The 21,764-nt window shown below is 64.6% G+C and carries 18 protein-coding genes; 10 read left to right on the top strand and 8 right to left on the bottom strand.

Translation table 11 applies throughout. The features are described from left to right. Positions 1-54: 54 nt before the first annotated feature. From Q7V46_RS00835 to Q7V46_RS00825, 3 genes are read right to left on the bottom strand one after another with little or no spacing between them, the layout of a single operon-like run. Positions 55-945, bottom strand: a complete 891-nt coding sequence (locus Q7V46_RS00835) for an ABC transporter permease (protein WP_304911599.1) — start codon at positions 943-945, stop codon at positions 55-57. Further along, complete coding sequence (locus Q7V46_RS00830) at positions 932-1,978, bottom strand: ABC transporter permease (RefSeq protein WP_304911598.1); 1,047 nt, start codon at positions 1,976-1,978, stop codon at positions 932-934. The genes Q7V46_RS00835 and Q7V46_RS00830 overlap by 14 nt, the downstream gene beginning before the upstream one ends. Further along, positions 1,975-3,492 (bottom strand): ABC transporter ATP-binding protein, encoded by a 1,518-nt coding sequence (locus Q7V46_RS00825; protein ID WP_304911597.1) that lies wholly within the window; start codon positions 3,490-3,492, stop codon positions 1,975-1,977. Before Q7V46_RS00825 ends, Q7V46_RS00830 begins: the two co-directional genes overlap by 4 nt. Positions 3,493-4,649: 1,157 nt before the next feature. Between Q7V46_RS00825 and Q7V46_RS00815 the strand changes: the two genes are divergently transcribed. Beyond that, positions 4,650-5,747 (top strand): NAD(P)-dependent alcohol dehydrogenase, encoded by a 1,098-nt coding sequence (locus Q7V46_RS00815; protein ID WP_304911596.1) that lies wholly within the window; start codon positions 4,650-4,652, stop codon positions 5,745-5,747. Between the two features lie 103 nt (positions 5,748-5,850). Here Q7V46_RS00815 and Q7V46_RS00810 read toward each other — a convergent pair whose 3' ends face one another. Then, positions 5,851-6,546 carry a DAPG hydrolase family protein gene (locus Q7V46_RS00810; protein WP_304911595.1) on the bottom strand — a complete coding sequence of 232 codons (696 nt, stop codon included), beginning with the start codon at positions 6,544-6,546 and terminating at the stop codon, positions 5,851-5,853. A 93-nt stretch (positions 6,547-6,639) separates the two neighbouring features. Here Q7V46_RS00810 and Q7V46_RS00805 point away from each other — a divergent pair, with 93 nt between their 5' ends. Then, positions 6,640-7,317, top strand: coding sequence for a TetR/AcrR family transcriptional regulator (locus Q7V46_RS00805; protein WP_304911594.1), 678 nt, complete (start codon positions 6,640-6,642; stop codon positions 7,315-7,317). A 21-nt stretch (positions 7,318-7,338) separates the two neighbouring features. On the opposite strand, the gene xdhB is transcribed toward Q7V46_RS00805, so the two are convergent. Both xdhB and Q7V46_RS00795 read right to left on the bottom strand, forming a co-directional pair. Continuing rightward, on the bottom strand, positions 7,339-9,723 hold the full coding sequence (gene xdhB / locus Q7V46_RS00800; RefSeq protein WP_304911593.1) for a xanthine dehydrogenase molybdopterin binding subunit: 2,385 nt from the start codon (positions 9,721-9,723) through the stop codon (positions 7,339-7,341). Next, positions 9,720-11,429: a xanthine dehydrogenase small subunit gene (locus Q7V46_RS00795; protein ID WP_304911592.1), complete on the bottom strand. Its 1,710-nt coding sequence runs from the start codon at positions 11,427-11,429 to the stop codon at positions 9,720-9,722. Before Q7V46_RS00795 ends, xdhB begins: the two co-directional genes overlap by 4 nt. 94 nt (positions 11,430-11,523) lie before the next feature. Between Q7V46_RS00795 and Q7V46_RS00790 the strand changes: the two genes are divergently transcribed. The 6 genes from Q7V46_RS00790 (at position 11,524) to Q7V46_RS00765 (ending at position 18,344) form a co-directional block, all read left to right on the top strand. Continuing rightward, the gene (locus tag Q7V46_RS00790) at positions 11,524-12,471 is read left to right on the top strand and encodes a LysR family transcriptional regulator (RefSeq protein WP_304911591.1); all 948 of its coding nucleotides are present in this window, start codon (positions 11,524-11,526) and stop codon (positions 12,469-12,471) included. Between the two features lie 20 nt (positions 12,472-12,491). Further along, positions 12,492-14,030, top strand: a complete 1,539-nt coding sequence (locus Q7V46_RS00785) for an ABC transporter ATP-binding protein (protein WP_304911590.1) — start codon at positions 12,492-12,494, stop codon at positions 14,028-14,030. After that, entirely contained in the window at positions 14,017-15,153 is a 1,137-nt protein-coding gene (locus tag Q7V46_RS00780) for an ABC transporter permease (RefSeq protein ID WP_304911589.1), read from the top strand. Before Q7V46_RS00785 ends, Q7V46_RS00780 begins: the two co-directional genes overlap by 14 nt. Continuing rightward, positions 15,153-16,073: an ABC transporter permease gene (locus tag Q7V46_RS00775; protein WP_304911588.1), complete on the top strand. Its 921-nt coding sequence runs from the start codon at positions 15,153-15,155 to the stop codon at positions 16,071-16,073. Before Q7V46_RS00780 ends, Q7V46_RS00775 begins: the two co-directional genes overlap by 1 nt. Positions 16,074-16,132: 59 nt before the next feature. Next, on the top strand, positions 16,133-17,281 hold the full coding sequence (locus tag Q7V46_RS00770) for a BMP family ABC transporter substrate-binding protein (protein WP_304911587.1): 1,149 nt from the start codon (positions 16,133-16,135) through the stop codon (positions 17,279-17,281). Between the two features lie 109 nt (positions 17,282-17,390). Then, entirely contained in the window at positions 17,391-18,344 is a 954-nt protein-coding gene (locus tag Q7V46_RS00765; RefSeq protein WP_304911586.1) for an aromatic ring-hydroxylating dioxygenase subunit alpha, read from the top strand. A gap of 4 nt (positions 18,345-18,348) precedes the next feature. Here the strand turns inward: Q7V46_RS00765 and Q7V46_RS00760 are convergent, their stop codons facing one another. Further along, on the bottom strand, positions 18,349-18,750 hold the full coding sequence (locus Q7V46_RS00760; RefSeq protein ID WP_304911585.1) for a hypothetical protein: 402 nt from the start codon (positions 18,748-18,750) through the stop codon (positions 18,349-18,351). After that, on the bottom strand, positions 18,747-19,295 hold the full coding sequence (locus tag Q7V46_RS00755) for a TetR/AcrR family transcriptional regulator (protein ID WP_304911584.1): 549 nt from the start codon (positions 19,293-19,295) through the stop codon (positions 18,747-18,749). The genes Q7V46_RS00760 and Q7V46_RS00755 overlap by 4 nt, the downstream gene beginning before the upstream one ends. Before the next feature lie 141 nt (positions 19,296-19,436). On the opposite strand from Q7V46_RS00755, the gene Q7V46_RS00750 reads away from it, so the two are divergent. Beyond that, positions 19,437-20,447, top strand: a complete 1,011-nt coding sequence (locus Q7V46_RS00750; RefSeq protein WP_304911583.1) for an adenosine deaminase — start codon at positions 19,437-19,439, stop codon at positions 20,445-20,447. 114 nt (positions 20,448-20,561) lie between these two features. Continuing rightward, complete coding sequence (locus Q7V46_RS00745; protein WP_304911582.1) at positions 20,562-21,662, top strand: BMP family ABC transporter substrate-binding protein; 1,101 nt, start codon at positions 20,562-20,564, stop codon at positions 21,660-21,662. The last annotated feature ends 102 nt before the right edge of the window (positions 21,663-21,764 follow it).

Raw genomic sequence — 21,764 nt, 5'->3', positions numbered from 1 at the left:
TTTGAACAGTGGTTGACGGGAAACAGGGAGCGGGAAAGGTGAACAAGGACTGGGTCAGCGATCAAAGACCGCCTGCAGGCCGGCGGGTGCACCGCCATGCCCAGGTCGGGCGCGCAGGCGTATGCAGGTGACGACGAACACCAGCAGGCTCACGAGGTAGGGAAGCGTGTGCAGCAGGTGCGCGGAGATGGCGCTATCGGCGGCCTGAAGCCTCAGCGACAAGGCCTCGGTGAGGCCGAACAGCAGGGCTGCGGGCAAGGTGAGCCATGGATTCCAGCGCGCTACGATGACCAGGCCCACGGCGACGAGTCCTCGACCGTCGGTCATGCCCTCGGCCCAGGTGCGCGTGTAATCGACCGACAGTGCAGCACCCCCTAAACCAGACAACAGGCCCCCGACAACGATGCCGCCGACCACGACTGGCCATGTTGCGATACCGGCAGCGCGCGCACTGGCGGTCGATTCGCCAACCGCGCGCCAACGCAGGCCGCTGCGCGTGTGATACAGCCAGAGCCCGATCAGCGGAACCAGCGCCAGTGCAAGCAGGATGGTGGGCGTCAGCCCGCCCGCCAGGGGTGTGAAACCTTCGATGGGCTGACCCACTAGGCGCGTGCCTGCGTAGGCGCTCAGCCCAGCACCCAGCATCCAGACGGCCAGGCCGCTGGCAAAGGCGTTCGCCTCCGCCGCCACGGTGAGCAAGGCAAACACGCAGGACAACAGCGCACCAGCCAGTGCCCCGGCAAGCAAGCCGAGCCAGGCGTTGCCGCTCACCACGCAAGCACCATAGCCTGCCACGGCACCCACGAGCATCTGACCTTCGACACCCAGGTTGATCTTGCCCACACGCTGGGTGATGCACTCACCCAGGAGAGCGAACAGCAACGGTGTGGCACTGCGAATCGCAGACACCAGCAGACCCGAAAACAGGATGTCAACGCCCGACATATGCGCCCCCATGGCGGGTGCGCCAACCGCCCACCCCGAGCACCGCCACGAACAACAGGCCTTGCACCACCAGCGTGGCGGAAGATGCGATACCTGCGCTCATCTGTAGCCCGTCGCCAGCGGCGAGCAATGCCCCCACGACGAAGGCAAGCCCCACCGCGCGCAGGGCGTGATTGCGGGCCAGCCAAGCGACCAGGAAGCCGCTGAGACCGGCACCATTGGAAAAATCTGCTTGCAGGCGTCCCTGTACGGCCCCGGTTTCGGCAATGCCGGCAAGACCGGCCAGAGCGCCACCCACCAGCATCGTGATCAGAATCTGATGGGAAAGGTTGAGCCCCGCCGCCTGACCCGCGCGAGGACCGCTGCGCAGCACGTCCAGAGTCATCCCCCAGCGGGTGCGCGTGAACAACAGGTGCAACAGCACGGCAGCGGCCAAAGCCAGAAACAATCCGGCGTGCACGCGGCTGTCCCACATGCTGGGCAGACGCGCAGCTTCCGGAAACGACATCGACGCGGGCCAGCCCTGACTTTGCGGGTCGCGCCAGGCGCCGTAGACCAGCCATGTCACCAGCAGTGCAGCCACGTAGTTCAACAGCAGCGTCGAGATCGTTTCGTTCACCCGCGCGACCGTCCGCAACAGGGCAGGCAAGAGCGACCACAGAGCCCCTCCAGCAGCACCTGCCAACAGCACGCCCGGTAACAGCATTGGCATGGAGCCATCCGGAAACGCCAGCACCACCCCGGTGCCGACCAACGCACCCAGGTAAAGCTGCCCCTCGGCGCCCACTGAGATGAGACCGAGCCGGGCTGGGACCATCGTCGCCAGCGCGCACAGCAAAATGGGCGTGGTGCGCAGGAGCGACTCACTGATGGCGTAGCCGTCTCCCAGAGCCGATTTGCCGATCGCCAGCAACATGGCAACCGGTTCGCGCCCGATGACAACGAAGAACAGTGCCGTCAACAGCAAGAAGACGGTCATGCTCAGGCCAGCACTTAGTGCGGCGCGGCGCAGGTCGGTCAGGCGAGCGTTCATGCTGGCTCCGCCAGCGCAGGCACGCGACCGGAGGCAAGTTCTGACACAGCGGGAGGTGCAGTGCCTGTCATCCAGGCACCGAGCTGCATCACGTTGGTAGCGGATGAGTCGACGTCCTGAACGATGCGCCCGTCCAGCATGACGACAATGCGATGCGCGTACCGAAGCAGGTCGTCCAGGTCTTCCGAGAACCACAGTACCGCGCTGCCCTGGCACGCGAGTCCGAACAACACCTCGTAGATTTGTGCGGAAGCAGCAACGTCCAGCCCCATCGTCGGGTAGCAGGCCACAACCGCAGCAGGCGTTTCTGACAGTTCACGCGCGGCCACCAGCTTCTGCAGGTTGCCCCCAGACAACCATTGAGCCTGCGCCTGCGGGTTGGCAGGGCGAACATCGAAGCGTTTCAGCAGCTCGGTGGCCTGACGCGTCAGCGCACCGGTATCTGGCAGGAAAGGCAGAGCGGTCAAGCGCTTCAAGACCAGGTTGAGCGCCAGAGGCAGTTCAGGGGCCACGGCGTTGACCATTGGCTGCTCGGGGATGTAGCCCAGACGGGGATCAATGCGCGGTCGCATGCGCGGAGCACGGATCAACTCGCCATCCAGAATCACCTCGCCCATCTCCAGCGGCAGCACCCCGGCGACCGCTTCGGCGAGCGCCGTCTGGCCGTTGCCGGATACCCCAGCCACCCCGACGATCTCACCGGCTCGAACCTGCAGATCGATGTCACGGGCGCCACCGGCATCGATTCCCTTGAGCCACAGACGCGTCAAGGCAGCTACCGGCAACGGCTGGCTGTTCTCCACTGCGCGCGGCGCCTGGCCCACCATCATTTCCACCACGGCCGAATCGCTCAGTCCAGCAGCCCGTCCACGGCCAGCCAATCGGCCTCCCCGCATCACGAATACCTCGTCTGCGCAGGCCTGCACGTCCTTGATCTTGTGTGTGATCAGCACCACGCTGAGGCCGCGTGCAGCAAGATCTCGCACCAGCGTCCACAGGCGTTGGGCCTCTGGTGGCGCCAGCACGGCGCTTGGTTCGTCCAGGATCACGCAGCGTGCGTCCAGCAGCAGTACCTTGGCCAGCTCAACGAGCTGCTTCTGTCCCACAGACAAATCACTCACGCGGCTGTCGACATCCACCTCCGGTACGATGCTTCGCACGTGCCGCTCCAGGACACGCAGCCGGCGTGCGCCGCGCCCTATCCACCATGGAGCCTGTTGTGTCACGAGCGCCAGGTTTTCGCGCACGGTCAATGCAGGAATGAGGCTGAACTGCTGGAACACCATGCCAATGCCCAGCCGCATCGCGTCCCGTGGCGAACCAAGCACCATGGGCCTCCCGTCCAGCGCAATCTCACCGTCGTCGGGCCTGTGAACGCCGTACAGCAGTTTCATCAAGGTGCTCTTGCCGGCGCCGTTCTCACCCAGCAGCGCGCTGACCTTGCCTGGGTGGGCCTCGAAGTCAACGCCATCCACCGCCAGCGTGCCACCGAAGCGCTTTCGCATACCCTTCATCTGAATGTGCACCGTGTGATCCTTCCGCCCCGGTGGGACGCTACGGTGTGACTCTAGATTCGGGCGGGGGCGCTGAAAATCGCGCAATCCACGGTAGTCGGCAACGGGAAACCGCTACTGCGGGATAGTGGATTCCGTGATGTCCCCTCAATCGGGCGGCTTGGCCCTCAGGGATGACGATGCGGCCAGCGACTTACCGGACGGCTGAACACGGCAGACTTGAAGCGAACTTTTTCAGCGCCCAAGATGCAATCGTTCTGTAGATGCACCTCACCGGTTTGCACCGCTGGTGACGAAAATCATTGCCAAAAAAGGCCGCAATGCGAAATTCGTTCCCGTTGGAAAAGCTTGTGAATGATCCATCGCCAGCAACGGGTCGAACCCAGACTGTCCTGATGGACTTGTCTCTCAGCGAGCCACAGCCCGCAAAACCTCTTCCGCCGCTCCCGGCGCATTCCTGTCTTCAACCTTCCCCCCGCCTGTGCCACCGCATCCCGAAGCGCTCCAATCAAACCGATGGACAGCATGAATGGGGGCTCACCCACGGCCTTGCTGCCGTGCAAGTTGTCGTCGCGATTGGTTTTGGGCCAGAGGTCACCTTGAAGTGTTCCGGGATGTCGCTGATGGCCGGGATCTTTTATGTGTTGGGGGCGTGGGTTTGTGTTTGTAGGAGGCATGGTGATTTTTTTGTCGGGCTGTCCGAAGAAAAATGGTCCACTTTTGGGGCGGACGCTTGGGTCACCTCAGCGGGATATTGTTCCGTCCACACCAGCTGTTCGGTGTTGAGCCAGCCCATGCCTTGCAGGGATGCCTCCTTGGGATGCTCTGCATAACCCCCGCGCACGGCGCGGGTTATGCAGAGCATCCCTTGGCCCTGACCGATGTCGATGGTCGGGTGGATGCTGCGTCCCGCGTCCTGCGTCGTGATGGATGTTTACCATCATCGCGGGGTAAGGCCACGAGCACCGCCTGGGCGCACTGAATCGCATCGCCGGGCGGCCGTCCGGGCGCTGGCGCACAGATGGCAGGGCCCATCCCGCCCAAGCTACCCCTTTGGGTGTTTTCTGGGCTCGGCGTGCAGCAGCGGTGCAGCGGGTGGCCTGCACAAGGCCAGCCAGATACCACCCGCCCCGCCATCCCACCCTTCAGGAGTTCCCATGGCCACCATGATGAAAGCAGCCGTCTTTGTCGAAAAAAACCGCATCGAGGTGGTGGACAAGCCCATCCCCGATGTGGGGCCCAACGACGCCCTGATGCGCATCACCACCACCACCATCTGCGGCACTGACGTGCACATCCTCAAGGGCGAGTACCCGGTGGCCCAGGGCCTGACCGTGGGCCATGAGCCGGTGGGCGTGATCGAAAAACTGGGCAGCGCCGTGATGGGCTACACCGAAGGCCAGCGCGTGATCGCCGGCGCCATCTGCCCCAACTTCAATTCGTACGCGGCGCAGGACGGCGCGCCCTCGCAGGACGGCAGCTACCTGATTCCCCAGGGCCTGTGCGGTTGCCACGGCTTCAAGGCCACGGCGGGCTGGCGCTTCGGCAACCTGATCGACGGCACCCAGGCCGAGTACGTGCTGGTGCCCGATGCGCAGGCCAACCTCGCGCCCATCCCCGACGGCCTGACCGACGAGCAGGTGCTGATGTGCCCCGACATCATGTCCACCGGCTTCAAGGGCGCGGAGAACGCCGGCATCCGCATCGGCGACACCGTGGTGGTGTTTGCACAAGGCCCCATCGGCCTGTGCGCCACGGCGGGCGCGCGCCTGCTGGGCGCCTCCACCATCATCGCGGTGGACGGCAACGACCACCGCCTGGACATCGCGAAGAAGATGGGTGCCGACCTCACGCTCAACTTCAACCACTGCGACGTGGTGGACGAGATCATGAAGATCACCGGCGGGCGCGGCGTGGACTCGTCCATCGAAGCGCTGGGATTGCAGTCCACATTCGAGTCCGCGCTGCGGGTGCTCAAACCCGGCGGCACCCTGTCCAGCCTGGGCGTGTATTCGAGCGACCTCACCATTCCGCTGGGCGCCTTCGCCGCCGGACTGGGCGACCACCGCATCGTCACCGCGCTGTGCCCGGGCGGCAAGGAGCGCATGCGCCGACTGATGAACGTGGTGGCATCGGGCCGCATCGACCTGGGCCTGATGGTTACGCACCAGTTCAAACTCGACGACATCGTGGCTGCGTACGAGCTGTTCGCGAACCAGCGCGATGGGGTGCTGAAGGTGGCGATCAAGCCTTGAGGATGTGGCGTGGTGCCACGCCATGCCCACCGCGCTTGCTTGCGGTACTGGTTTCCACTTCGGGCCAGGCACAGCCGCCTGGTCCGACGTTCCGAACGGCCGCTCAGGCCATGTTGTGCGCGTGATACAGCCCAGGCAGAAAATGCTCCAGCGCCCCGACCTCTTCGATGTTGTGGCGCAGCCAGGCCTCACCTTTGCCTTGCGGGAACGCGAGTGCCGCCACCAATGGACGTGCGACGCGAAACCATGGCGAGGCGTGTCCAAAGATCAGGCAGTTCTCGTACAGCGTGCCGCCAGGCACGCGCGTGAAGCGGTATTCCATGCGCGCCAGGCCACCGATGCCGTGCACCATGGGATTGTGGATGTAGCCCTCTTCGTCGAGCTTTTCGATGCGGGTGTGGATGTTCACCAGATAGCGCCGGTTGGCGCCGATGTATTCGCGCAGGCGGATCACCGCGCCAGGGCCCACGCTGCCGTCGGGCAGGCGCTGGGCATAGCTGGCGTGCACATGGTCGTAGGGGTGCCACACACGGTAGCGGTTGTAGCGCTGACCCTCGATCTCGATATCGCCCTCCAGGTTCGCGAACCACCAAGCCAGCATGCGAGGTGTCACGCCATGGACGACGTCGTGGCGGATCCAGTACCGGGTGCGGCCGTCCGGCAGGGTGTCCACGCCGAAATCGGCACTGCCCATGGGTTTCAGAGCCCAGGGCAGTGCCAGGGGCTTGGGCGGTTGCGGGTGCGACGCGGGGTAGGTGTGAGGGGTTTGATTCCAGTGCAGGGCGGTGGCAGTCAGCATGGTCGCTCCAATCAATGTATAGCGAGTACTATACAAAAGTTTTTGAAAAAGTCAAGCGAACGCTATACTTTTCCCACCAATCCCACGCCCGCCATGTCCCAGCCCGAATCCACCCCTTCGTCCACCGACCCGTCCGCCCCGCCGTCCACCCGCAGCGAGCGCAAGCACCGCGATTTGTTGTGGGCCGCTGCGCGACTCTTCGCAGGGCAGGGCGTCGGACACACCACCACCCGCGAGATTGCCGCCGCAGCCGCCACCACCGAGCGCACGCTGTTCAAACACTTTGGCTCCAAGGAGGGGCTGGTGCGCGCAGTGATCGCCGAGGCGGTGCTGCCGCACCTGGCCCCGGTGTCGCTCGCCGCCCTGCGCACTGCGATTCAGCGCGATCCCGGCGATCTCGTTGCCTGGCACACCCACTTGCTGCAAAGCCGCCGCGCGGCGCTGGAGGGGCAGCCAGAGTTGACCCGGCTGCTGTTGATGGAGCTGCTGCGCGACGAACAACTGCGGGCCGACTTCGAAGCGCAATGGCGCACAGCCGTGTGGCAGCCGCTGGTCGACCTGTTCGCGGGCCTGCAGCGCAACGGAGGCGTGCAGGCGGCTTGTCCGCCCGACACGCTGGCCAGGCTGTTCCTGTCGGTCAATCTGGGCTATCTGCTCGGCCGACTCGTGCTGGCACCGCAGGCCGACTGGCACGACGGGCGCGACATCGATGACATCGCCCGCTTCTTCGCCGCTGGTGCCCGGCCACAGGCAGCGCCTCCAGTCGCCTGATCGGGCGACTGCAGCGGAGCCTCAGCCACACACAGCCCGCAAGACCTCTTCCGCCGTGCCCGGTGCGTTCATGCTTTCAGGTTTTCCACCAGCCTGTGCCACCGCGTCGCGCAGCGCCTCGAACACACTGATGGCCAGCATGAACGGCGGCTCGCCCACGGCCTTGCTGCCGTGCACGTTGTCTTCCCGGTTGGCTTCGGGCCAGAGTTCGACCTTGAAATGCTCGGGAATGTCGCCGGTGGCGGGGATCTTGTAGGTGCTGGGGGCGTGGGTGGCCAGCTTGCCTTTGTCGGTCCACACCAGTTGCTCGATGGTGAGCCAGCCCATGCCCTGAACGAAGCCACCTTCAATTTGCCCGATGTCGATGGCCGGGTTGATGCTGCGGCCCACGTCGTGGAGGATGTCGACCTTGAGCACGCGACTCTCGCCGGTGAGGGTGTCGATGGCCACCTCACTGACTGCCGCGCCGTAGGCGAAATAGTAGAACGGCCGGCCAGTGAGGGTGGTCTTGTCGTAGTGGATCTTGGGTGTGCGGTAGAAGCCGTCGCTCCAGAGCTGGATGCGGTTGGCGTAGGCTGCGCTCACGACATCCTCGAACTGGCGGGTGGTCGAGGGTGTGATGACCTGGCCGCCTTCGAACCTCACCGCACCCGCGCCGCAGCCGTCCAGTCCGGACACAAACGCGGCCAGGTTGTCGCGCACGTTGCGCGCGGCGAACTGTGCCGCACGGCCGTTCAGGTCGGTTCCGCTGCTGGCGGCGGTGGCGCTGGCGTTGGGCACCTTGCTGGTGTCAGCGGCGGTGCTGAGCACGCGCTCGAAGGGCACACCCAGCTCGTCGGCCACGATGGCCGCCACCTTGGTGTTCAGCCCCTGGCCCATCTCGGTGCCACCGTGGTTCACCTGCACGCTGCCGTCGGTGTACACGTGCACCAGTGCGCCGGCCTGGTTGAACAGTGTGGCGGTGAAGCTGATGCCGAACTTCACCGGTGTCAGTGCAATGCCTTTTTTGATGACGGGGCTTTGGGCGTTCCACGCGGCGATCTGCTCGCGGCGTTCGCGGTAACCGCTGGTGAGCGCCAGTTGCGTCATCAGGGGTTCGAGGATGTTGTCCTCCACCTTCATCTGGTAGTGGGTGGTGTTGCGGCTTTCAATGCCGTACAGATTGCGCAGCCTCACATCCAGCGGGTCCAGGCCCAGCGTGAGAGCGATGTCACTCAGGATGCGTTCGATCACGATCACACCCTGCGGCCCGCCAAAACCACGGAACGCGGTGTGGCTTTGCGTGTTCGTCTTGCAGCGGTAGGAGCTGATCGCCACGTCTTCCAGGAAGTAGGCGTTGTCGGCGTGGAAGATGGCGCGGTCGGCCACGGGGCCGGAAAGATCGGCGCTGAAGCCGCAGTTGGCGAGCATCTCCAGTTCCAGCCCGCAGAGCAGACCGGTGTCGTCAAAGCCTGCGCGGTAGTGGTAGGCAAAGGGGTGGCGCTTGCCGGTGACCATGAAGTCGTCGTCGCGGTCCAACCGCAGCTTCACTGGGCACTTGAGCTTGTTGGCCGCAATGGCTGCCCACACAGCCAGATGGCCGGCCTGTGTTTCCTTGCCGCCGAAGCCACCGCCCATGCGCCGGCATTCCACCGTCACTGCGTTGTTGTGCAAGCCCAGCGCATGCGAGACCCAGTGCTGCACTTCGCCCGGGTGCTGTGTGCTGCTGTACACCCACCACTGTTTCTGCTCCAGCGGCAGCACGTAGGCCACCTGGCCTTCCAGGTAGAAGTGTTCCTGGCCGCCCACTTCAAAGGTGCCCTCCAGCGTGCGGGGCGCGCGATTGAGCGCAGCTTTCGCATCGCCGCGCTTCACATGCACCGGCGGCAACACATAGCTTTCCAGCGCGTGAGCCTCGTGCACGCTGAGCACCGGCTCCAGTGCGTCGATGTCCCACTTCACCAGACGCGCGGCGCGGCGCGCGGTCATCACGTCGTCCGCCAGAATGAGCCCGCCGACCTGGCCCAGGAACTGCACCGTGTCTTGTGCGAACACCGGCTCGTCGTGCGCAAAGGCGGCCAGCAGGGTGTCGCCCGGGATGTCGACCGCGCTCACGAAGCCGCGCACGCCGGGCAGTGCCAGCGCCGCGCTGGCGTCCATCCCTTTGAGCACGCCATGGGCCACGGGCGAGCACACGGGTGCGGCGTGCAGCGTACCGCGCACTTCGGGAATGTCGTCGATGTAGGTGGCGGCGCCGGCCACCTGGGCGCGGGCGCTTTCGTGAAAGCGCGAGACGCCGGCGGCGGGCTCTGCTCGCGCTGGGCTTGTCGGAGAGGCGGGGGCGGTATCGGGTTCTGCCACTGCATCTGCCCGGGACGAAATCACCATCGGCGTGTCGGCGTCTGCCTTCTGGTCTCGTGCGTTCATACCATCGCTTCCAGCGTTGCCGCGTTCAGGCTTTCCAGGTTGATGTGCTGCATGCCCTGACTCTCCAGCCAGTAGCGCTGCAGCAGGTTGCCCAGCACGGTCTGGCGGTAGTGGGCGCTGGCGCGCATGTCGGAAATGGGTTTGAACTCTGCCCGCAGGGTGGCGGTCGCGGCCATCACGGTGTCGGCCGTCCAGGGTTGGCCGAGCAGGGCGGCTTCGGTCTGGCAGGCGCGCACCGGGGTGGCGGCCACGCCGCCCGCGCCGATGGAAACCTGGGTCACGACGCCCCCTGCCACCGACATGTGGATGGCCAGGCAGACGGCGGAGATGTCGTCGTCGAAGCGTTTGCTGATTTTGTAGACGCGGAGGAAAGCCTGGCCTTCTTTGGTGCGACCCTCACCCCAGTCCTCTCCCGCAAGCGGGAGAGGGATTGACGACACCTCACTGGCGGGGCGGCCTGTCTTACCCCCTCTCCCGCTTGCGGGAGAGGACTGGGGTGAGGGCCGTACCGCACGTGGCACCTTGATCCAGCACAGCAATTCATCGGCCTTCATCACATTCGTCCGGTAGCCGGTGTACAGATCTTCCAGGCGCAGCTCCCGGTGTGCGATCTGTTGCCGCTTCCTGTCCCAGCGCATCAGCACCACATTCGCGCCCAGCGCAATCAGCAGCGGCATGGCGTCGCCAATGGGCGAGCCGTTGGCCACATTGCCGCCCAGGGTGCCGGCGTTGCGCACCGGCAGGCCGGCGAAGCGCTGGGCAAATGTCTTCAGAGGCGGGTACTCGCTCACCAGTGCAGCGAAAGCGTCGGTGAGGTTCACGGCGGCGCCAATGGCGAAGTGGTGAGGGTACGTCTCAACGCGCCTCAGCTCGCGCGCGGCGGTCACGTCCAGCACTTGGCTGAACCGCTTGTGCATCTTGGTGACCCAAAGCCCCACGTCGGTGCAACCGGCCACAATCTGGGCCTTGGGGTGGGATGAGCGTGCCTGCAGCAGGGCGCGCAGGGTGGCGGGGCGCAGGTAGGCATCACCGGCCTGGTCTTTGGGACGAATGGATTTCAATGCTGCCAGCGTGACGGCTTCGTCCACCCCGCAGCCGGGCGGCAGTGGCAGGCTGCCCATTTGCTGCGCCGCATCCAGAATGGGGCGGTAGCCGGTGCAGCGGCACAGGTTGCCGGACAGGTCGACCTGGGCCTGTTCACGGGTGATGCCTTTTCCGCCTGAGCCGAGCGCCGACGGGCCGCCCCTAGGCGCGAGAGCCCCCTCGGGGGGCAGCGAACCACACGCAGTGGGGAGCGTGGGGGCGATGTAGCGTTGGTACATGCCGAACAGGCTCATGACGAAGCCCGGCGTGCAAAAACCGCACTGACTACCGTGGCATTGCACCAGCGCTTCCTGTGATGGGTGTTGTTCGCCAGAGTCGGAGGAAAGATCTTCCACTGTGAACACCGCCATGCCATCCACCGAGTGCGCGAGCTTGATGCAGCTGTTCACCGCCTGGTACGTGAGCTTCCCGTCCACCGCCTCCCCAATCACCACGGTGCAGGCGCCGCAGTCGCCTTCTCCGCAGCCTTCTTTGGTGCCGGTGCAATGAAGGTCTTCGCGCAGTACCTGCAGCAGGGTGCGGTCGGGTGGTACATTGCCCACCGTCACGGGCTGGCCGCGCCGCAAAAAAGTCAGGGGGCGGGTGGTTTTTTCGAGCGTCATGCGCGCCAGCATAGCGTTTACCCCATGGCACAACATATGCTCAGCCGTATGGTCAGAATGCCAAAACCACCATCCTCACGCATAGTCGCCGGGTATGAAATACATGTCGATGTTCGACAAGATTGACCTGCACCTGATCCGCGTGCTGCACACGGTGCTCACCGAGCGCAGTGTTTCGCGTGCGGCATTGCGGCTGGGCATGTACCAGCCGGCGGTCAGTGCGTCGCTCAAGCGCCTGCGCGAGCTGGCCGGAGACCCTCTTTTGGTGCGTTCGGGCGCCGGCATGGTGCCCACCGTGGCTGGCTTGCGCATGATCGAGCCGGCCGCAGACATCCTGCGCAGTGCCGAAGTGCTGTTCTCGGACGCCCGCAGTTTTGACCCGCCCACCGCCCAGCACAGTTTCAGCCTGGCCGCCAGCGATTACCTCGACCCGTTGTTCCTGCCGCAGCTGGTGGTGCAGATCAAGACGCTGGCACCCCATTGCCCGATCGACATCCACCCCCTGTCGCGTGATTCCGACTACCGCAACCATCTGGCCCAGGGCGATGTGGACGTGGTGGTGGGCAACTGGCCCAAGCCACCCGACGACCTGCACCTGGGCCGGCTGTTCGGCGACGAGGTGGTGTGTCTGGTGTCCACCCAGCACCCGGCGGCGCGGCGCGGCTGGGACGTGGAGGCCTGGCTGGCGGCAGAGCACATCGCTCCCACGCCCACCCACCCCGGTGCGCGCGGGTTTATCGACGACCACCTGGCCGCTCAGGGATTGGTGCGCAACATCACCGCCCGCTGCCCGCATTTCGGCTTGATTCCCGCCATGGTGGCCGGCAGCCTGCTGGTGCTCACCACCGGGCGCCAGTATTGCGAACGCTTTGTGGGCAGCCTGCCGGTGCAGATCCTGCCTTGCCCGGTGCCGTTTCCCCGCATGATGTATTACCAGCTCTGGCACGAACGCACCCATTCGTCCAATGCGGCGCGCTGGTTGCGCGAGCAGATCAAGAGCGTGGCGGCGTCTTTGCGGCGGCCTGAAGCAGAGCTGGCCTGAAACAAAAAAAGGACACCGCCTTGACGACCCCCCGTCTCCAACTCACCGGCATCACCAAGCGCTATCCCGGCGTGGTAGCCAACAGCGAGGTGTCGCTGACCGTGGCGCCGGGTGAAATCCATGCCGTGCTGGGTGAAAACGGTGCCGGCAAATCGACCCTGATGAAGGTCATCTACGGTTCGATCAAACCCGACGAAGGCTCGGTGATGTTCAATGGCCGGCAGGTGCAGGTGCGCAACCCGCAGGAAGCGCGTGCGCTGGGCATCAGCATGGTGTTTCAGCATTTCAGCCTGTTCGACACGCTCAGCGTGGCCGAGAACGTTTGGCTGGGGCTGGACAAGTCGCTGTCGCTGCCCGAGGTGAGTGCCAGCATCACTGCCAAGGCGGCCGAGTATGGGCTGGACATCGACCCCGCGCGGCCGGTGCACACGCTCAGCGTGGGCGAGATGCAGCGGGTGGAGATCATCCGTTCGCTGCTGACCAATCCGCAGTTGCTGATTCTGGACGAACCCACTTCGGTGCTCACACCGCAGGCAGTGGAGAAGCTTTTCGTGGTGCTGAAAAAGCTGGCGTCCGAGGGTTGCAGCATCCTCTACATCAGCCACAAGCTGCACGAGATCCGCGAGCTGTGCACCGCCTGCACCGTGTTGCGCGGTGGCATGGTCACCGGGGTGTGCGACCCCCGGCAGGAAAGCAACGCCTCTCTTTCGCGCCTGATGATTGGTGCCGAGCCGCCGGCGCTCGACGTGCGGGCCTTGCACGCTGGGGCGAACGTGCTGGCGGTGAGCGGGCTGAGCCTGCAGAGTGCTGATCCGTTCGGCACCCACCTGAGTGACATCGCCCTCACGGTGCGTGCCGGCGAGGTGGTGGGCATTGCGGGTGTGTCTGGCAACGGGCAGGGCGAACTGATGGTCTGCCTTTCAGGCGAAGACATTCGCGCCCCCGCTGGCAGCATCCGCGTGGCGGGTCAGGATGCCGCGCGACTGAGCCCGGGCCGCCGCCGCGCACTGGGGCTGCACTTCGTGCCCGAAGAGCGCCTGGGTCGTGGTGCGGTGCCCACGCTTTCACTGGCGCACAACCTGCTGCTGACCCGGCGCGACGCGGTGGGGCAGGGCGGCTGGTTGCGGCTGGGTGCACTCCGTGCACAGGCGGCCGACATCATCCGGCGCTACAACGTCAAGGCCAACGGGCCGGACGCAGCGGCCAAGTCGCTGTCTGGTGGCAACCTGCAGAAATTCATCGTGGGCCGCGAGATCGAAGCCAAGCCGAAATTGCTCATCGTCAGTCAGCCCACCTGGGGCGTGGATGTGGGGGCGGCGGCCCAGATCCGGGGTGAGATCCTGGCGCTGCGCGACGCGGGTTGCGCGGTGCTCGTGGTCAGTGAAGAGCTCGACGAGCTGTTCGAAATCAGCGACCGCCTGCATGTGATCGCCAAGGGCCGCCTGTCGCCCAGCCTGGACCGGGCGGAGGCAACCATCGAACGCATCGGTGAGTGGATGTCGGGTCTGTGGGATGGCTCAGGTACGCATCAGAAAGAGAGCGAACATGCTGCGGCTTGAAGTCCGACCGCAACCCTCCAAAGCCTGGGGCCTGGCCTCGCCCTTGCTGGCACTGACTGTCACAGTGGCATTGGGTGTTCTGCTGTTCATTGTGCTGGGCAAGGACCCCGTGCGCGGCCTGCAGGTGTTCTTCTGGGAACCTGTCAGGAACGTGCGCGCCATCTCCGAACTGCTGGTCAAGGCCACGCCGCTGCTGATCATCGCGCTGGGGCTGGCGGTGTGTTTCCGCTCGAACGTGTGGAACATTGGTGCGGAGGGTCAGTTTGTCATCGGCGCGGTGTGTGCGGCGGGTGTGGCCCTCATGGCCGACAAGTCCAGCGGCAGCGCATTCTTTGTGCTGGTGCTGCTGGCCGGTGTGCTGGGGGGCATGTTCTGGGCGGGCATCACGGCGCTGTTGCGCGACCGCTTCAACGCCAACGAAATCCTGGTCAGCCTGATGCTGGTGTACGTGGGCATCCAGGTGCTGAACTACCTGGTCTACGGCCCCTGGAAAGACCCGGCTGGCTTCAACTTCCCGCAGAGCAAGACCTTCGAGTCCGCCGCGCAGATGCCCAGGCTGATGACCGGTTTGCGGGTGAACATCGGACTGCTGCTGGCCCTGGCGGGTGTGGTGGCGGTCTGGATCTTTCTGTTCCGCACCTACTCGGGCTATGCGCAGCAGGTGGGCGGCCTGGCACCGGCGGCGGCGCGCTACGCGGGCTTTTCGTCGCGAAAGGCCTTGTGGCTGGCGCTGCTCACCTCCGGTGGTGCGGCCGGGCTGGCGGGTGCTCTGGAGGTGGCCGGCCCCGTGGGGCAGCTCACGCCCCACATCCCGGTTGGCTATGGTTTCGCCGCCATCATCGTGGCTTTTGTGGGCCGGCTTCACCCGGTGGGCATTGTGTTCTCGGCCTTGCTCATGAGCATGTTCTACATCGGTGGCGAACTGGCGCAGTCGCGCCTGGGTTTGCCCAAGTCGATCACCGGGGTTTTCCAGGGCTTGCTGCTGTTCACACTGCTGGCTTGTGACACCTTGATCAACTACCGGTTGAGGTTCACGGGTGCTCCCACCACGGTCCGCGCACCGGCGCCCGCTGCGATCGGCAGCACCGCAGGCACTGCTTCACATGTCAAGGAGGGTCCGTGATGGAGGCCTACGCATTGCTCATCGCCGCATCGCTCAATGCTGGCACCGTGTTGGCGCTGGCGTCGTTGGGATTGTTGATCAACGAGAAAGCAGGCATCGTCAACCTGGGTACGGAAGGCATGATGTTGTGTGCGGCGCTGGCCGGGTTTGCGGCGGTGGTGCACACCGGCAGCAGCCTGGCTGGGTTCGCTGCGGGCATGGTTGCGGGTGCGTTGCTGGCTGCAATCTTTGGCGTTCTGGTGATCTGGCTCAACACCAACCAGTACGCCACAGGGCTGGCGCTGGCCCTGTTTGGCGGCGGATTCTCCGCTTTTGCCGGCTCCAGCTACGTGCGGGCCAATCTGCCCGAACAGCCCAGCTACGCCATCCCGTTTCTGTCCGACATTCCGTTTCTCGGCCCGGCCCTGTTTCGTCACCACCCCATGGTGTACGCCTGCGTTTTGATGGTACTGGGCCTGATCTGGTTCCTCTACCGCACCCGCGCGGGCCTGGTGTTGCGCAGTGTGGGTGAGAACCCCACGTCTGCCCATGCGCTGGGCTACCCGGTGCGCCGCATCCGTCTCATGGCGGTGGTGGCCGGCGGTGCCCTGTGCGGACTGGCGGGCGCCTATGTGTCCACGGTGTACACCCCGCTGTGGGTTGAAGGCATGATCGCCGGCAAGGGCTGGATCGCCCTGGCGCTGACCACGTTTGCGACCTGGCGCCCGGCACGGGTGTTGCTAGGTGCGTATCTGTTTGGCGGGGTGACCATGTTGCAATTCCATCTGCAGGGCATCGGCGTGAACGTGCCCAGCCAGATCCTGACCATGATGCCCTATCTGGCCACCATCGTGGTGCTGGTGCTGATCTCCCGCAACCCCACCTGGATCCGCATCAACATGCCCACTTCCATTGGAAAGCCGTTCTACCCCGGCGCATAATCTTTTCCCTGTCGACCGTCCCTTTGATTTCACTCCACTCTCCCCAATAAGAGGTTCACATGACCAACCTGAGCAAACGTTCCCTGATGAAGGCGGTCGCGCTGAGTGCGCTGGCCAGCGCCGTGCTGATTGGCTGCGGCAAGAAAGAAGAGGCTGCCGCACCAGCGGCTGCACCAGCCGCTGCCGAGGCACCCAAGGCCGAGCCGATCAAAGCTGCGTTCGTGTACGTCGGCCCCATCGGAGAGGCCGGCTGGACCTTCGCTCACGACCTAGGCCGCAAGGCAGCCGAAGCCCACTTTGGCGACGGCTTGCAGACCACGTTTGTGGAGAGCGTGCCAGAAGGCGCCGACGCCGAGCGCGTGATCCGTGATCTGGCCCAGCAGGGCAACAACATCATCTTCGCGACCTCGTTCGGCTACATGGAACCCATGCTCAAGGTGGCGGCAGATTTTCCCGATGTGAAGTTCGAACACGCCACCGGCTACAAGACCGCGCCCAACATGCGCATTTACGATGCCAGCTTCTACCAGGACACCTACATGGCCGGCGTGATCGCGGGCACCATGACCAAGACCAACACCCTGGGTCTGGTGGGTTCTTTCCCCATCCCCGAAGTGCTGCGCAACATCAACGCCTTCACCCTGGGGGCACAGAGCGTCAATCCTGAGATCAAGCTGCGCGTGGTGTGGGTGAACACCTGGTTCGATCCACCCAAGGAAACCGAAGCCGCACAAAGCCTGATCAACCAGGGTGCCGACGTGCTGCTGCAGAACACCGATTCCACCGCCGTGCTGCAGACCGCCGAGCGCAACGGCAAATTCGCCTTTGGCTGGGACAGCGACATGAGCGCTTTCGCACCCAATGCACACCTGGGTTCGGCGGTCGTCAACTGGGCGCCGTACTACATCCAGACCATTGATGAACTCAAGGCCGGTACCTGGGAAACCAAGCGCACCGTCTGGGGCGTGAAAGAAGGCCTGAACGACCTGATCAAGATCCCCGAGATCGTGCCCGCAGAAACGCGCGCCAAGATCGACGAGATCAAGGCCGGCATGAAGGCTGGCACCTTCGAGGTGTTCACCGGTCCGATCATGGACAACACCGGCAAGGAAGTGCTGGCCGCGGGCGCCGTGGGCGACCAGGCCTGGCGCGACAGCGTGAATTTCTTCGTCAAAGGCGTGGAAGGTCGCGTGCCCGCCGGCAACTGAACGCGCTTTCCCACTGGCTCACAGGGCCGGTCCGAACGACATTTCGGGCCCAGGCACGGCCACCCGACCGGTTCACCGGCTGGGTGGCTTTTTTTTGGAGATTCCCACGATGCACGAAAAGACATGGTGGTGGCCGGTGGCCACCGAGAGCGAACTGGCTACCGAACCGCTGGCCGTGCAGCTGTTTGACGAGTCGCTGGTGCTCTGGCGCGATGGCGCAGGGCAGGCCGTGCTCATGACCGACCGCTGTCCGCACCGGGGCGCGAAGCTCTCGCTGGGATCGGTGCAGGGCGGGCAGCTGCAATGCGCGTACCACGGCTGGCGCTTTGATGGCACCGGGCAATGCGCCAGCATTCCTGCCTTGCCAGGGTTTGTGCCGCCGGCCACACACAAGGCCTGCCGACACGAACTGCGTGAAGCGCACGGCTTGCTGTGGGCCAACATGGGTGGCGCGCAGTTCGATCCTCCTGCGCTGGCGGGTCTGCCGACGCGCCGTTTGATCTATGGCCCGTTCGACGTGGCCACCAGCGCGCCCCGAGCGGTTGAAAACTTTCTGGACACGGCCCACTTTGCCTATGTGCATCGCGGCTGGCTGGGTGAGGCAGGGCATCCGGAAGTGCCTCACTACGACGTGACCCATACGGCCGACGGGCGCCCCGTCATCGAGCAGTACAAGACCTGGCAGCCGCGTGCCACCGCCAGTGCGGCGGAAGGCGGCTGGGTGACCTACCGCTACGAGGTGCTCAGCCCCTACAGCGCACTGCTCAGCAAGCGCGCCGACGCGGGCGGACCCGAAGACAGCTACGTGATCTGGGCCTGCCCCACCAGCGAAGAGAGTTGTCGCCTGTGGTTTGCCCAGTACACCTCCGACGAGACTTCCAGTGACGACACATTGCGTGATTTCCAGGTCGAGATCTTTTCGCAAGACCAACCCATTCTTGAATCGCAGCAACCGCGCAGATTGCCGGTCAACGGTGGTGAGGTGATGTGCGCGGCCGACAGGCTCAGCGCGGCGTACCGGCGTTACCTTCAGAAGGCTGGTATCGCGTACGGGGTTTGCTGAGGGTTCAAGCGCTCCAGGCCATGCCGTGGGCAAGTGCGTAGACCCCACAGATCAGTGAAGACACAATCATGAAGCGAGTTCGCATGGACGCCATCAGCGGCGCGAGCAGCAACGGCACGACGGCTCTCAGTGCATAGATGGCGGTGATCGCCATGAGCGCTTCACGGGCCAGAGGCAGGGCGGGAAAGTGACCGCCTGCCGTCATGGCGTAGGCACCAAACACGCACAGTCCGCTGGCGATGGCCAGCGTGACCACGGTGGGCCAAGGGTGGCGACGTTCGGCCATGCGTGCCATGCGCTCACCCGCGCCAAAGAATCGGTACCAGGCAGGCCCACCTAACACGATGCCGACATGCAAAGCGGCGGCGAGAAAGTCCAGCCCGGCGGCCAGGGTCCACGCATTCATGAAGAGATCCCCACGGAGGCGAAGGCCATGGCGTGCAGCGCATGGTCCATCCTGACGGCATCTGCCGGTGAAATGAAGGCCTGCAGGTGCTGCATGCCGACGAGCTGTGCGTAAGCCATCTTGGCCAGCAGCACGGCCTGTTCGTGGCGGACACCCATGCGCTGGGACATCTCCACCAGGTATTCGATGCGCTGCGCGTCCACCTCGCGAACGGTGACAGCCACTTCCGGGTGGCTGTTGGCCCAGGCGCGCATGGCGACTTCGGGACGCATGTCCTTGCGGTAGACCAGTTCGCTCAGTCGCTGGCTGCGAACATGGGGGTCATCGATGCCCGCCACCGCCTGGATGAGCTGCTGTGTGTAGGTCGCTTTCCAGTGTTCGAGGAGGGCGCTGACATAGGCGGCCTGGTGCTTGAAGTGGTGATAGAAGGATCCTTTGGTGACGCCCAGCGCCTTGCACAGGGTGTCAATTTTCAGATGCTGGGGACCGTCGGTGCTCAGCAATTGCAGGCCTTGTTCCAGCCAGTCGGTGCGGCTCAGTTGCATGGGGGCGCTTGAGGAGTCAATGAGTGCCAAGCATACCATACCGTTTGGTATGTTTAGAGGCAAATGCTGTATCGGAAACCGGTCACTGGCGGGGTGCGCCGTATCATGCAAACCATCCACGAATGCAAACATCGCTGCCCCATGAACGCCATCGAACTCGCCCGCAGCCTTCCCAAGGCCGAACTGCACATCCACATTGAAGGCTCACTGGAGCCCGAGCTGATTTTTGCGCTGGCCGAACGCAATGGCGTGCCACTGCCGTACGCCGATGTGGAAACCCTGCGTGCCGCCTACGCCTTCACCGACCTGCAAAGCTTCCTGGACATCTACTACGCGGGTGCCAGTGTGTTGCTGCAGGAAGCGGACTTCTACGACATGGCCTGGGCGTATTTCAAACGCGCCCAGGCCGACCACGTGGTGCACGCCGAACTGTTCTTCGACCCGCAGACCCACACCGCACGCGGCGTGTCCATGGCCACCGTGATTCAGGGTCTGTCGCGTGCCTGCGCCGATGCGCAAACTCGGTTGGGCATCAGCGCTTCATTGATCCTGTGCTTCCTGCGCCACTTGAGCGAAGAAGACGCCATGGCCACCCTGGAAGCCGCGCTGCCCTACCGCGAACACTTCATTGGCGTGGGGCTCGATTCCAGCGAAGTGGGCCACCCGCCGTCCAAGTTCTCGCGCGTGTTTGCGCGTTGCCGCGAGCTGGGGCTGCGCCTGGTGGCGCACGCGGGCGAAGAGGGTCCGCCGGCCTACATCTGGGAAGCGCTGAACGATCTGCAGGTGGAACGTATCGACCACGGCGTGCGCTGCCTGGAAGACCCGGCCCTGGTGGCCGAGCTGGCGCGCCGCCGGGTGCCGCTCACCGTGTGCCCGCTGTCCAACCTCAAGCTGTGTGTGGTGAATGACCTCAAGCAGCACCCTATGAAGCGCCTGCTCGATTCCGGGCTGTGCGCCACGGTGAATTCGGACGACCCGGCCTACTTTGGCGGCTACATGAATGCCAACTTCACGCAGACCGTGCAGGCGCTGAACCTGTCGGCCGACGACGTGATCGCCCTCGCGCGCAACAGCTTCGAAGCCAGCTTTGTCAGCGAGCCGCGCCGCGCCGAACTCATGGCCGCGCTGGATCGGGCGGTGGCTGCTGCGTAGGCAGATCGCCGACAGGCAGGGCCACATCGGGTTGATCGACTAAAATCGACCACACGCGAGCCGGTGCTTCCCCGGCTCGCGTTTTCATTCACGGAAGCCATGTAGAGGAACACCATGTACAAAAACCTCGTGGCCCGGCGCGCCTGCGTCCTGGCGGCCGCCAGTTTTTTCATTCCCATTTCCAGCCACGCCCAGGCGCCCAAGCCAGCAGACAAGCCCTTGAAAGTGGCGTTCGTCTATGTGGCACCGCTGACCGACGCTGGCTGGGTGCGTCAACACGAGCAGGGCCGCCTGGCCGTGCAGGCCGCGCTGGGCGACCAGGTGCAGACACGCTATGTGGAGAACGTGCCCGAAGGTGCCGACGCCGAACGCGTGATTCGCGACCTGGCGCAAGAGGGCCACAACATCATCTTCACGCCCAGCTTCGGCTACATGGAGCCCACCTTGAAGGTGGCGCGCGATTTCCCGGACGTGAAATTCGAATCCATCACCGGCTACAAGACCGCGCGCAACGTGGCCACGGCCAACGCACGCTACTACGAAGGCCGCTACCTCGCCGGTGTGGCGGCAGGTCGCCTGGCCACGCAGGCCGGCTATGTCGCGGGTTTTCCCATTCCGGAAGTGATTCAGGGCATCAACGCTTTCACCTTGGGCATGCGCTCGGTCAACCCCAAGGCGCAGTTGCGTGTGGTGTTCCTGGGCGAATGGTTCAACCCGCCGCGCGAACGTGATGCGGCCATGTCGCTGATGAACCAGGGCGCAGAGGTGCTGGCCTTCCACACCGGCTCGACTGCGGTCATGGCGGCGGCACAGGACCGTGGCCGGCTGGCCGTGGCCTATCACTCCGACATGCGCAGGGTGGCACCGGATGCCCAGATTGCTGCAATCACCCATATCTGGTCGGACTACTACACCGCGCGGGTGAAGGCGGTGCTGGATGGCACCTGGCAGAGCGGCAGCGTGTGGGGTGGCGTGAAGGAGGGCATGATCCGCGTGAGCGGCTTCGGCAGCAAGGTGCCGCTGGAGGTGCGCGACGAAGTGACGGCCCGCCAGGCCGACATGGCCGCTGGCAAGCTGCACCCGTTTGCAGCCAAGGTCGCCATCAGGGACAACGAAGGCCGTATCGCCATACCCGAGAACACCGTGCTCAGCGATGCCGAGATCCTGAACATGAACTGGCTGGTCGAAGGTGTGGTGGGCAAGCTGGCGCGCTGAACCGTTGCGGGCCGGTGCGCATGCCATCTGACCCATGCAAGTTCCTGCATGACTGACCGCTCTCGGCCAGTTAAGCTTGGCACTTTTGATCCTCCGCTGGCC

The organism is Hydrogenophaga sp., assembly GCF_030651625.1.
Lineage (GTDB): Bacteria > Pseudomonadota > Gammaproteobacteria > Burkholderiales > Burkholderiaceae_C > Hydrogenophaga.
The sequence above is the reverse complement of the archived record's forward strand: the minus strand, read 5'-3'. Positions and strand labels throughout refer to the sequence as shown.

Excerpts from the sequence above, each read along its gene's own strand:
- Q7V46_RS00835 (WP_304911599.1), bottom strand. The coding sequence starts at position 945 with ATGTCGGGCGTTGACATCCTGTTTTCGGGTCTGCTGGTGTCTGCGATT.
- Q7V46_RS00830 (WP_304911598.1), bottom strand. The coding sequence starts at position 1,978 with ATGAACGCTCGCCTGACCGACCTGCGCCGCGCCGCACTAAGTGCTGGC.
- Q7V46_RS00825 (WP_304911597.1), bottom strand. The coding sequence starts at position 3,492 with ATGAAGGGTATGCGAAAGCGCTTCGGTGGCACGCTGGCGGTGGATGGC.
- Q7V46_RS00815 (WP_304911596.1), top strand. The coding sequence starts at position 4,650 with ATGGCCACCATGATGAAAGCAGCCGTCTTTGTCGAAAAAAACCGCATC.
- Q7V46_RS00810 (WP_304911595.1), bottom strand. The coding sequence starts at position 6,546 with ATGCTGACTGCCACCGCCCTGCACTGGAATCAAACCCCTCACACCTAC.
- Q7V46_RS00805 (WP_304911594.1), top strand. The coding sequence starts at position 6,640 with ATGTCCCAGCCCGAATCCACCCCTTCGTCCACCGACCCGTCCGCCCCG.
- xdhB (WP_304911593.1), bottom strand. The coding sequence starts at position 9,723 with ATGAACGCACGAGACCAGAAGGCAGACGCCGACACGCCGATGGTGATT.
- Q7V46_RS00795 (WP_304911592.1), bottom strand. The coding sequence starts at position 11,429 with ATGACGCTCGAAAAAACCACCCGCCCCCTGACTTTTTTGCGGCGCGGC.
- Q7V46_RS00790 (WP_304911591.1), top strand. The coding sequence starts at position 11,524 with ATGAAATACATGTCGATGTTCGACAAGATTGACCTGCACCTGATCCGC.
- Q7V46_RS00780 (WP_304911589.1), top strand. The coding sequence starts at position 14,017 with ATGCTGCGGCTTGAAGTCCGACCGCAACCCTCCAAAGCCTGGGGCCTG.
- Q7V46_RS00775 (WP_304911588.1), top strand. The coding sequence starts at position 15,153 with ATGGAGGCCTACGCATTGCTCATCGCCGCATCGCTCAATGCTGGCACC.
- Q7V46_RS00770 (WP_304911587.1), top strand. The coding sequence starts at position 16,133 with ATGACCAACCTGAGCAAACGTTCCCTGATGAAGGCGGTCGCGCTGAGT.
- Q7V46_RS00765 (WP_304911586.1), top strand. The coding sequence starts at position 17,391 with ATGCACGAAAAGACATGGTGGTGGCCGGTGGCCACCGAGAGCGAACTG.
- Q7V46_RS00760 (WP_304911585.1), bottom strand. The coding sequence starts at position 18,750 with ATGAATGCGTGGACCCTGGCCGCCGGGCTGGACTTTCTCGCCGCCGCT.
- Q7V46_RS00755 (WP_304911584.1), bottom strand. The coding sequence starts at position 19,295 with ATGCAACTGAGCCGCACCGACTGGCTGGAACAAGGCCTGCAATTGCTG.
- Q7V46_RS00750 (WP_304911583.1), top strand. The coding sequence starts at position 19,437 with ATGAACGCCATCGAACTCGCCCGCAGCCTTCCCAAGGCCGAACTGCAC.
- Q7V46_RS00745 (WP_304911582.1), top strand. The coding sequence starts at position 20,562 with ATGTACAAAAACCTCGTGGCCCGGCGCGCCTGCGTCCTGGCGGCCGCC.